Here is an 11,562-nt window from a genome sequence, read left to right on the forward strand (position 1 = left end):
ACACAGGCTAAACCCAAAAGCAGTTACCAATTAAAAAACTTGAATTCCGGTTAATTAAATAGAACCTGAGTAGTTACAAATTTTTAGAGAAATTTATGAATTTCAGGGATTTATTGCCCTTCCAAAAAGCTTATTTTCTAGCTATGGGAATTTTTGAAGTAAGTAAATTATTCCCCAAGGAAGAAAAATATTCATTGATAGACCAAATAAGGAGAAGTGCCGGTCTGTATGTATAAATATTACAGAAGGCTACAGAAAAAGGATGTATCCACTTCATTTTGTTTCTAAAATGAGCGATGCTGATATGGAAAACAGTGAAACAGTTGTTTGGCTTGATTTTGCTTTTTCCTGTAAATACTTGGATGAAAATGATTGTAAAGAATTGGTCTTGAAAAATCAGGAAATTAGAAGGTTACTCAATTTTATGATACAAAATCCTGAAAAATTTGGGGTGAAGAAAAAGGGTACAGAAAAAGAATGATTTTTTTTGGAAAAGAACAGGTTCCGGTAATTGGAAACTGATGACTGCCCACAGAATACTTCCTCTTGAAAATTACGATTGAAATCTTAACTACACACTGAGACGGAATACTGCTACTAATTCCCGCGACTGATTACTGAAAACCGCTACTGAATACTGTAAACTGTATACTGATTACCGAAACTGCCAACTGACCACTTAAAACTGCCAACTGACCACTTAAAACTGCCAACTGACCTCTAAATCAAAACCCCTTCCTGATTGTCTGCGCAATCTCTGCCAACTCCTCTTTGCTTAATTTCAACTTAGGACGGGTGAAATTGATGTCGTCCATGGTACGAAGCGGAACTAGATGGATATGCACATGCGGAACTTCCAATCCGATCACAGCCACACCGACTCTGGTACACTTGATGGTCTTATCGATGGCTTTGGCTACTTTTTTTGCAAAAATATGGAGTCCCGAAAGTGTGTCGTCATCGAGGTTAAAAATATAATCCACTTCCTGCTTTGGAACTACGAGCACGTGTCCTTTGACCAAAGGCATGATATCAAGGAAAGCGATAAATCTCTCATCCTCTGCAATGATTTCAGCAGGAATTTCTTTGTTGATGATTTTGGTGAAGATTGTTGCCATGGGAGTAAAAATAAAAAATCCCGAAGGAGAATCCATCGGGAGAATTTTTTTTTAATACGATATATCCAAGATTTCGAACTGCAAAACACCTGCAGGTGCATTGATTTCGGCGATGTCACCGATTGCTTTTCCGTTTAGTCCTTTACCAAATGGTGAAGCTAAAGAAATCTTTCCTGCCTTGAGGTCAGCTTCTTCTTCCGAAACCAATGTATAAGAAACGGTCATCCCGTTTTTGATATTCTTTATTTTTACTGTGCTAAGGATCCCAACTTTGGAAGCATCCATTTTGGAGTTATCCATGACACGGGCATTACCGACCACAGCCTCGAGTTTTGCAATCTTAAGTTCAAGCAATCCCTGTGCGTCTTTGGCGGCATCATATTCTGCATTTTCACTCAAATCTCCCTTGTCCCTTGCTTCAGCGATCTGCTTGGCAATATCTGTCCTGCCTTTTGTTTTCAATTCCTGAAGTTCATCTTTTAGCCTTTTCAGGCCTTCTTCAGTGTAATACTGTATTTGTCCCATGGTATTCTAAATTATTACTATGCCTATGAAAAATAAAAGAACGGTCTCATTGCTGAAACCGTTTCTTCTAATCTATTTCTTATGTGATAGTACAAATGTAATTAAATCAGTCAGAGAAAGCAATCCATAATCAAAAAGAAAACTTTTGGGAATTTTTAAAAGAGGTCTTTTAAAGAAACGATTTCCTGATTTTCTCCACCAGCACCTCATTGATCTTGACATAGGACTGATGCGTCCACCCTGCGATATGGGGACTGAAAATTACATTTTCCCGAGCTGCCAGTTTTGAGAATTCCTCTTTTTGTTCGGGAGAATAGGTATTGAATTTCTCGTTTTCCAACACATCGAGTACTGCACCTTTCAAAATCCCAAGATCCAAAGCTTGGTTTAATGTCTCAAAGGAAATGATTTCTCCCCTCGCTGTATTGATCAGATAAATGGGTTTTCTAAACTTTTGGAGTTCTTCCAATGTGAAAAAATTTCTTGTTTCGGATGTCAACGGCACATGCATGCTGACAATATCAGATTCCTCAAGGATAGTCTGAAAATCGGTTTCTTCTACAAATTCATTTCCAAAGCCCGTTTTGTATTTGTCATATACCAAAATCCTGACATCAAATCCTGATAGTTTTTTGACCATCGCCGAACCCATATTGCCATAACCTATGATTCCTACAGTTTTGCCCTGCAGTTCTTCTCCCCTGTTTTCTTCCCTTTTCCAGATTCCTTTTCTGACTTCCTGATCTGCTTTGCCGATATGGTTAAACAAAGCCAGAAGCATCCCGATCGCCTGTTCTCCCACTGCATCCTTATTCCCTTCGGCTGCATGAAAGAGACGGATTCCCTTATGGTCCAAATACTCCAAATCTATTTTGTCCAAACCTGCCCCTGCCCTGCCGATGAATCTGAGTTTGGTAGCTTTTTGAAGCAAAGGTCTATCCATGGGTGTTTTGGACCGGATAATCAATCCCTCATACTCATGGACAATCTCCATGATCTCTTCTCTTTTGATCTCCGGCTTGTAGTCCACCTCAAAACCATCCTTTTCCAACAAAGGAATAATACTGAGGTGCATTTCATCGATGATAAGGACTTTCATTTGGGTTAAAAATGTGGTAATTGTTGAATTTGTTGTAGTGGTTGTAATTGTTGTAGTGGTTGAGGATTGCCTACTGAGACGGCCTACTGCTACTTTCCCTCCTTGAGGCGCGGGTTGAGCTGTACGGGTTTTGAGGTTTCCTTTTTCCTCATTCTCATATTAATCACCTCGACTGCTAGGGAGAAGAATACCGCAAAATAGATGTAACCTTTAGGAACTTCTACATGGAAGCCTTCGACGAGCAGCATGAATCCTATCAAAATCAGAAATGAAAGTGCCAAGACCTGAAGGGTTGGGTGCTTATTGATAAAACTGCTGATTTTGCCCGCAAATGCCATCATAATCCCGATTGAGATCGTGACAGCAATAATCATGATCAGCACTTCCTCGACCAATCCAATGGCTGTCAGAATACTATCAAAAGAGAATACCAAGTCCAACAGAATGATTTGAAAGACTACCTTTGCAAAATTATTTGCTGAATTAGGCTTGACTTCCTCAGCCTTTCCTTCCATTTTATGGTGGATTTCTATAGTAGATTTAAAGAGTAAAAACAAACCTCCACCGGCCAAGATCAAATCCCTTCCACTCATGTCAAAATCAAAAACAGAGATCAAAGGTTGCGTAAACTGAATGATATAGGAAATACCCAAAAGCAAAACAATCCTAAAAATCAATGCAAAAGCCAATCCCAAAGTTCTTGCTTTTCCTTGTTGTGATTCAGGTAATTTGTTAGATACTATAGAGATAAAAATAATATTATCGACCCCAAGGACAATTTCCAAAAAGGTCAAAGTCAATAAAGCAATCCAGGTTTCGGTTTGAAGAAATATCTCCATGTGTGGTTGAGTTAAGGTTTAGCCGATAAGACCTGCGAAGGTAAATAGAGTTGGGAATATTTGATTAAAGAAATTTACGAAAGTCATCATCGGGGATCCAAATGCAAAGGTTGAATCATGCCTGAAATCAATCTAGATATCTAGGATAAATGGATTTATGGAATTCAGTCAAGCCTCACAGGAAGCCTCGCATTTGTTTCGGCAAACCATGTTTCCAATTTCCCAATAAGTTCATCCGCAATTATAAAATCGGAATTGATCAGGTTTTGACTTTCCATGGGGTCATTTTTCAAGTCAAAAAGCTCAGCTTCACTTCCATCAAAATAATGTATCAACTTAAAATCTCCAGACCTGACAATGGCATAAGGAACGACATCTGTACCCCTATAATGTGGGAAATGCCAAAACAAATCTCTTGGAATAATTTGGTCAGGATTTGTAAATGCCGAAACCAGACTGACTCCGTCCAATACTTCATTATTCGATTCTTCTCCCAAATATTCCAGGATGGTAGGAATCCAGTCCATGCTGATGATGGGAGTTTCACTTTTTTGCCCTGCTTTAATTTTTTCAGGCCATCTCACAATCGTCGGAACCCTGATTCCCCCTTCGTAAGGATATCCCTTTTGGGAGCGCAAAGGGTAATTGTTCGTAATGGGCTGTGTGGGATTCCCGATCAATCCGCCGTTATCGGAGGTGAAAATAACCAAGGTATTTTCCTTCAAACCCAATCTTTCCAATTCCTGCATCACTTTTCCTACATTTTGATCGAGGCTTTCGACCAGGGCGGCATAGACAGGATTACCCTGATTGCCTTTTTCCTGCTGTTGGTATTTTTCAATTAATTCAGCTTTGCCCATGATCGGGGTATGGACAGCATATGGCGCCCAGTGTATAAAAAACTTATCCTCCTTATGTTTCCTGATAAACGCCACCACTTCATCTCCTTCCCTGTCCATTAAGAATTCTCCGGCTTTTCGGGCAGGAAGGTTATTTAAATGGTAATGTGGCATCGGTTTTTCGGGAAGGTATGGGTCGAAATAACTTGGTGGCTGACCCAGGTCATTCCCACCTATATTGAAATGGAAACCTTGGTCCTCCGGAAAATGACCTTCTTCTCCCAAATGCCATTTGCCAATATGAAGATTGGTGTAACCATATAGAAGCAGTCTCTCTGCCAAGGTGATTTCCTCTAGTGGCAAAAAGCCCTGATTCTTTGGTGTTCTCCATTCTTTTCCTTTATTTTCTTCATATTCGCTGGGCCAAGCGATTCCGCTTCCACCTTGGAACTTGGCGCGAATCCAATCTGTGATGCTGGTCCGAGCGGGATATTTCCCTGTCAATAATGCAGCTCTTGTCGGCGAACATATGGCAGCAGCAGCATAGGAATTGGTAAACAAGATGCCCTCAGCAGCCAATTTGTCGATATGGGGAGTTTCATAAAAATCACTCCCAAGCACGCCGATATCCGCCCAACCCAAATCATCCACATGGATCAAAATGATATGAAAATCCTCCTTGGCTTGTTTTGCAAAGCAACCCAACTGAAGCGCAATATTGATCAAAAGGAATGCAAGTAAAGTTTGTTTTATCATTTTTCGGTATCGACTTGTCATTTTCAATGCTTATAGTTTTCTGGCGTTAAAAGTATCCCCTTTGGTCACATCACCTGAATCAAAACCAAGTTTAAACCATCTTGACCTCTGCTCGGATGTACCATGGGTAAAGGAATCGGGAACTACCCTCCCTGTGGCTTGCTTTTGGAGTCTGTCGTCTCCCACCGAACTAGCGGCATTCAATGCCTCCTCCAGATCACCGGGTTCCATTATTTTGGCAACTTTCTGTGTATAATGCGCCCAGATTCCTGCATAAAAATCTGCCTGCAATTCCAACATGACCATCAATCTATTGAATTCGGCTTCAGGCAAACTGCCGCGCTGTGATTGGACTCTTTCCAATGTACCATCAAGCCTTTGGACATGGTGTCCTACTTCATGTGCAATAACATAAGCTTGTGCAAAATCCCCATGAGCTCCCAATTTCTTTCCCATATCCTGAAAAAAACCCAGATCTATGTAGACTTTTTCATCTCCCGGACAATAAAAAGGACCTGTCGCTGAGGAAGCAAATCCACAAGCTGATTCCACTCCTCCTGTAAATAAAACCAAACCAGGTTCTCTATAATCCTCCATGAGGTTATGCCACACATCCTCCGTTTCTGCAAGAACAACTGCCGTAAACTCCGCAAGGCGCTCTTCTTCAGCGCTCGGCACATAATCGGAGGCAACTTGGGACAACTGTTCCCCACCTGTGAACTGCGAAATAAACTTAATCGGGTTGGTTCCGGTAAGCCACATCAACAAGAAAAAACCACCCACAATGACCAGACCGGCTTTGGAAAAAAGCAATCTAACCAAAGGTGCCAACAACATCGGATTAATTCCACCGCCACCGGATTGTCCCCTTCTGTCCTCTACATTGCTGCTCTTTCGTCTACCTTGCCATTTCATATTTTTTGATTTGAGTTTGAACAAAAACAAGTCACAATTAAGCCCTTTGGGAAACAACTGTGAAGGTCTGTGAAACTGATACTTAAAATTGTGCCTTTTTAATAAATAGCCATCGGCCAAAACCTGCTTCTGTATAAATAGGTAAAGTTATTTATAGACTCCCTCCACAAAATACATATCGACCTCTCCTTTGTTTTTGGCCATGATTTTACCTCTATAACTGCAATCAAACCGGTCTTTGACCAGCTCATAAGTTGTTCCTGAAATATTGATTTTGCCTGCTTCACTGCTACTTTCCATGCGGGAGGCGAGATTTACGGTATCTCCCCAAATGTCATAGGCGAACTTTTTTAGCCCAACTATCCCGGCCACCACATTTCCTGTATGGACCCCGATACGGACTTCAAAAATCGGTTTGTTCAGCGCTTTCTTTTTTTGTTTATGGATTTCAATGAAATCCCTTATTTCAATAGCAGCATTGATTATATCCACCGCATGGGAATTATTGGTAACAGGAAGTCCGCCCACGGCCATGTAAGCATCTCCTATGGTTTTGATTTTTTCAATTGGATATTTCTGAAGGATTCTATCAAACTCTTTGAAACAATAATCAATCTCTGAAACAAGCTCATCGGCAGACATATTTTCAGCTATGATAGAGAATCCCACAAAATCTGTGAAAAGCACCGTAACACTTTCAAATTTTTTGGCTTGTGCAGTACCTTTTTCCTTGAGTTCACGGGCGATGTCCATGGGCAGGATATTCAGCAGCAACTCATCTGTTTTTTCTTTTTCTGATTGCAAATCAACCGTCCTCTCATTGACTTTATACTCTAGGTTGGCATTGTATTCTTCGAGCCTTTTTTCATTTATCCTCAGGTTTTCTTCGACAGCTTTTCGGAATTCCACCTCCTGCTTCAGTTCTTCGTTGAGTTGGATGGTTTGATCCAAAAGCATGGCAGTTTGGAGCGAAATGGCAGTTTGGGTAGCCATCACCTGCAGGATTTCGATTCTTTCCCTTGTGAATGCCCCTGAAAGTAACCTATTTTCAAGATACAGAAAGGCAAAACCTTCCCCTGCATGCTTTAATGGAAGGCAGACCACAGATTTGACTTTATTTCTCAAGATATATTCATCATTGGAATAGGGAAGTTTGACACTTGCATCTTCCAAGACCAAGGTTTCACCTGTTCTCATGACATAATTCACGACCGAATGGCCGATTTCTTCAAACTCATCAAACGGAATATCCTGCGATACCTGTATTTCATTATTTGAAATATCCAATGAAGCCTTGATGACTTTTTTATCTTTTTCACGGGTAACCAAAAACGCCCGCTCAGCTCCGGCATTTTCAGTAACCAGATTCATTAGGCCTGTCAGGATGTTTTCCAACACCATTTCACCCGAAATCAGGTTGATGGTCTTGAGAATAGTATCCAAATCGAGGTTATTGGACTTGATTCCGATTTCTTCGGGCGAAATAAAACCTGAGTACTCCTCTTTCATTTGGTCGAGTTTTCCTTTTGCTCCCCATTTGGAATAGGCTTTATAAGCATTTGAAAAATAAAACTGGGCCGCTTCAGGCTGGTTTTGAGATTTAAAAAACATTCCCGCCCTTTCCCAAATCAAAGCTTCATCTTGGATATACTTATGCAGGCGTGCAAAGCGGATGGCATAGGTATATGACTTGACCGCTTTGTCAAAATTATTGTTCAGGTTTTCGAATTCAGCATTCATCAATTCGTATCTATGCCGGTAATTGACCTCTGAATATTTCAACAAACCTTTGATCATCTTGATGTTTTTCCGGCATATTTTGAGCAACATCTTTCTCTCATCCGGTGATTTTGAGGCATAGATGGGTGTAATGCACAGGTTTTCATAAAAATAAAACAACATCTCGGTAACCGAACCTTTTACCGGGATCAGATATTCTTTTTCCTTACAGCAAAATCCCCATGCGATTTCATTTTGGTTATATACCATCGCCAGGATTTTTTTCTGGGCATAGAGGTTATGGTAATAAAGTCCAAATGCAGGCTCGTTGGGAAAATCAATCTTTCGCTCATCAAACACTTCCCCTGCCAAAACCCCAAAGTCCCTGACTCCATCCACCAAACCCATGGTAGATTGTCTGAACAAATCAATCCGCTTGATCTGCATGATCTGATTGAGAGGTGCCACCTGCATGCTGAGAAGTTCTCCTCTTTTAAGGATTTTTTCAATCGGCTCTCCTCCGTAAAAATTCCAATAAATAATCAATTGGCCTATAATAGAGGTAAATTCGAAATCTCCTGTCTCTAGTCCTTTTTTCAGGGCCTCTTCCAAATCAGGAATTGTATCAGCAAGGTGGGAAAGCCATTGGGAAATAAACATGACATAGACTTGCTTGAGAGAAACAAACTGGTCTTCATTGTTCAGGATTTCGCCAAGCCTATTGCCTAGCTGACCCATTTTGAGGCCTTTTTCCATCTTTCCCATAAAGGCAATATTGATGTAGCCAAAAACCACAAAGGCAAAAGGTGTCTTTGGTCCCAATCCAAACTTGAGAGTGAGACGGATCAATTCAAACATGATAAGAGGAACCATATTGGGTTCCAAGAAATAGGCTGCAAGGGACATATGGTGCATGATGGACATGCTGATGACCAATTTCTCATCTATAATTTTTGGCAACTTTTCGATGGCATCCTCTTTGAAAAAACCCAAACGAGCATTGGTCATCAAATAACCAAAAAGTACATCAAGCTGCGTTGGATGTAGTTTTAAATGGATATTGGCGGAATGAAGCGCCTCCAATCCGATTTCGATGACCCTTTTTTGGTCATTTTCTACATTGGCATTTTGGATCTTGAGTTCTGCGAGACGAAGCTTATCCAATATATCGGTGGCATTTGCATCAAGTAGCTTGGTCAATTCTTTGAAACTTTCACGTCTATTGGATTGATTGGCTGCGATGGCTGCATTCAGATAGAGACTGTAGGTGAATTTTTTATCCTTTTCCCAAGCATCAGCAGGAAGGAATTGAATTGCATTTTCAAAGTATTGCATCGCCAAAAGGTAGGCAGTGGCACTTTGAGAACGCTGACCCGCTATGATATTAAGTTCGCAAAGCTTCTTTGATTCGGCAGGATCTGAGACAAGTTCTTTGGCAAAATTGAACTGGTTTACGATATCAAAAATACTTTCCCTGAGGTCTTCATCATGCGTGTTTTCCAAAAGAAGCCTTCCGATTTTAAGGTGAAATTCCTGCCTGCCTTTATCGTCATTCAATGAATAAAAGGCCTGCTGCACCCTATCATGGACAAAGTAGAGATTGCCATCCCGACTTTCGATGATCAGGTCAAGGTCAAGGGCAGGCTTTAAATCTTGGTAAACATTGTATTTACCCTCCTTGGTGATGATGGCCAATTCCCCCAAACCAAATTTATTTCCTATACAAGAAGCCAATTTGAGTTTGTCAATACACCCTGAAGGCAATTTATTGATAGTCTCCAAAAAGAGGTTGACGATATCCCCTTCGACGTTATAGCCCATCAATTCTTCTGCATCCCATTTCCAACTCCCCTCAGCACTGTCAAAATGCAGCATTTCATTCTTGTAAATGGCTCTCAAAAACTGATTCACAAACAAGGCATTGCCTCCGGATTTTTTGTCTACGATTTTCACCAACTCAGCCAATGGGCTTTTTGATTTTCCCAAAGTATTGCTTACCAGCCGTTGGATATCTTCAAACTGCAAATTGTCTAGATAGATTTCTTCAGGATTAATTCCCAAGTCTTCTATTTCCATCTTAAATTGAAGGAAGAGGTGGCCCGTGGTGATTTCATTGTCCCGGTATGCCCCGACGATCATAATGTTTTTGAGGTCTTTGTTGGTAAGAATATTCCTCATCAAATTGAGCGAAGATAGATCGCTCCACTGAAGGTCGTCGATAAAAATGACCAGAGGTTTGCTTGAATCAGAGAACACCTGAAAGAAATTATTCAAGGCATAATTAAATCTCAATTGTGCCTCCACGCCATTGAGTACCGGCAATTCAGGCTCATTTTCCAGGAGTTTTTCAAGACCGGGAATGATATCGTACAAGACCCTTCCGATGGGATGAAGCAGCCGATGCATCTCATGCTTCCAGTGTCCAAGGTCCTTTTCGTTCAGAAGCAGAATCTGGCTCACGAGCCTGCCTAAAGCCTGAGAAAAAGCAGAATAAGGTACATCTGTTCTCAATTGGTCAAACTTCCCAGAGATAAAGAAACCTCCCTGTTTGATCACGGGTCGGTAAAGCTGTTCTACAAGGACAGATTTACCTACACCCGAATTTCCAAAGACAAGCATCAGGATTTTTTCATCTTCCAAGACCCTTTGTAAAGCTTCTTTAAGTTGTAGAATTTGACTTTCTCTACCATAAAGCTCATCTGAAAACATCAGTACCCCTGAAGAATCATTGGTACCTAATTCAAAATTGGCTGCAACACCTTTCCTTTGCAGGGAATTAAGGATCAATTCCAAGTCGTATAAAACTCCCATTGCCGATTGATATCTTGTCTGTACATCTTTTTCAAGCATTTTCAGAATCAGGTCTGAGATGATTTTTGGGATGTCGACGATTTCGACAGGTCTTTTTGGAGTAAGGGCGATATGGGCGTGAATCTTGGAAAGTCCCTCTTTTGATTCAAAAGGGAGTTTTGAGGTAAAAAACCAATAAAAAACAACACCCAAAGAATAAATATCAGTGTAATAGCCAATATCAGTACTGATTCTTCCCGTCTGTTCAGGTGCTATAAAATCATAATCAGCTTCAGAAAAAATCAACCTGCTCTGCACCCCGATCTTCCTCTGTATACGGGTAGACAAGCCTAGACTGATAAAAAAAATCTTGTTTGAACCTGACTCAATCAAGATATGTCCCGGGTTCAGATTGAGGTGAACAATCTCCTGACGGTGCACTTCAGCCAATCTCTTGGTGATGGCAATACATATTTTTAATTTATCGACAATACTAAGAGAAACAGAATTGTACTCTTTTAAGCTTTGTCCCTTTATAAACTGAAGCTTGAGATGTGTCTCAGAACTACTGCTTTCAATCCCTATAACTTTTCTGAATCCTTCGATAGACCCTCCTGCAAAAGAGGCTTCGTTTCCTGATTTCAAGAAATCAATTTGGGAAAGGGAAGAATTAGTGGCTTTTTTGATGACAAAATTTTGCTCAAAAAACGATTCTGATTTCAGAATAGAATGAATTTTACCCGCATACAAAACATGCCATTCCATTTAGGATATTTTTTTGATGGTAAGTTGAAAAGAATCCACAATCAAACAAAAAGGGGAATTATTAGCAAAAGAGCTCAATAGGTTTTGTCTTAAATATAATACATTTTTTATTATTCAAACCACCTAATAATATTTTGTTTTAAAGAAACTTTACCCTATTTTTAATTACTTTCATGTGACTTTTATCCACTGATTTA

General features: G+C 40.3%; 7 protein-coding genes and 1 pseudogene. 1 reads left to right on the forward strand and 7 read right to left on the reverse strand.

The window, feature by feature from the left end; genetic code table 11:
- Positions 1–143: 143 nt before the first annotated feature.
- Positions 144–481: pseudogene (locus MMU07_RS13820) on the forward strand (four helix bundle protein).
- Positions 482–725: 244 nt separating this feature from the next.
- On the opposite strand, the gene MMU07_RS13825 reads toward MMU07_RS13820, so the two are convergent.
- The 7 genes from MMU07_RS13825 to MMU07_RS13855 all read right to left on the reverse strand — a co-directional run bounded on the left by MMU07_RS13825 (position 726) and on the right by MMU07_RS13855 (position 11,365).
- Positions 726–1,118, reverse strand: a complete 393-nt coding sequence (locus tag MMU07_RS13825) for an HIT family protein (RefSeq protein WP_241126464.1) — start codon at positions 1,116–1,118, stop codon at positions 726–728.
- A 51-nt stretch (positions 1,119–1,169) separates the two neighbouring features.
- Positions 1,170–1,643, reverse strand: a complete 474-nt coding sequence (greA, locus tag MMU07_RS13830) for a transcription elongation factor GreA (protein WP_241126465.1) — start codon at positions 1,641–1,643, stop codon at positions 1,170–1,172.
- Between the two features lie 169 nt (positions 1,644–1,812).
- Positions 1,813–2,742 carry a 2-hydroxyacid dehydrogenase gene (locus tag MMU07_RS13835; RefSeq protein ID WP_241126466.1) on the reverse strand — a complete coding sequence of 310 codons (930 nt, stop codon included), beginning with the start codon at positions 2,740–2,742 and terminating at the stop codon, positions 1,813–1,815.
- An 89-nt stretch (positions 2,743–2,831) separates the two neighbouring features.
- Complete coding sequence (locus MMU07_RS13840; RefSeq protein WP_241126467.1) at positions 2,832–3,581, reverse strand: TerC family protein; 750 nt, start codon at positions 3,579–3,581, stop codon at positions 2,832–2,834.
- 164 nt (positions 3,582–3,745) lie between these two features.
- Positions 3,746–5,176, reverse strand: coding sequence for a sulfatase (locus tag MMU07_RS13845; protein WP_241126468.1), 1,431 nt, complete (start codon positions 5,174–5,176; stop codon positions 3,746–3,748).
- 30 nt (positions 5,177–5,206) lie between these two features.
- Positions 5,207–6,091 (reverse strand): KPN_02809 family neutral zinc metallopeptidase, encoded by an 885-nt coding sequence (ypfJ, locus tag MMU07_RS13850; RefSeq protein WP_241126469.1) that lies wholly within the window; start codon positions 6,089–6,091, stop codon positions 5,207–5,209.
- A gap of 147 nt (positions 6,092–6,238) precedes the next feature.
- A complete protein-coding gene (locus MMU07_RS13855; RefSeq protein ID WP_241126470.1) occupies positions 6,239–11,365 on the reverse strand; it encodes an adenylate/guanylate cyclase domain-containing protein in 5,127 nt (1,708 codons plus the stop codon).
- Positions 11,366–11,562: the final 197 nt, after the last annotated feature.

Origin of the sequence: Cognataquiflexum nitidum (assembly GCF_022538055.1) — a bacterium.
Lineage (GTDB): Bacteria > Bacteroidota > Bacteroidia > Cytophagales > Cyclobacteriaceae > Cognataquiflexum > Cognataquiflexum nitidum.

Coding starts and splice junctions, on each gene's coding strand:
- MMU07_RS13825 (WP_241126464.1), bottom strand. CDS start 1,118: ATGGCAACAATCTTCACCAAAATCATCAACAAAGAAATTCCTGCTGAA.
- greA (WP_241126465.1), bottom strand. CDS start 1,643: ATGGGACAAATACAGTATTACACTGAAGAAGGCCTGAAAAGGCTAAAA.
- MMU07_RS13855 (WP_241126470.1), bottom strand. CDS start 11,365: ATGGAATGGCATGTTTTGTATGCGGGTAAAATTCATTCTATTCTGAAA.
- MMU07_RS13835 (WP_241126466.1), bottom strand. CDS start 2,742: ATGAAAGTCCTTATCATCGATGAAATGCACCTCAGTATTATTCCTTTG.
- MMU07_RS13845 (WP_241126468.1), bottom strand. CDS start 5,176: ATGATAAAACAAACTTTACTTGCATTCCTTTTGATCAATATTGCGCTT.
- ypfJ (WP_241126469.1), bottom strand. CDS start 6,091: ATGAAATGGCAAGGTAGACGAAAGAGCAGCAATGTAGAGGACAGAAGG.
- MMU07_RS13840 (WP_241126467.1), bottom strand. CDS start 3,581: ATGGAGATATTTCTTCAAACCGAAACCTGGATTGCTTTATTGACTTTG.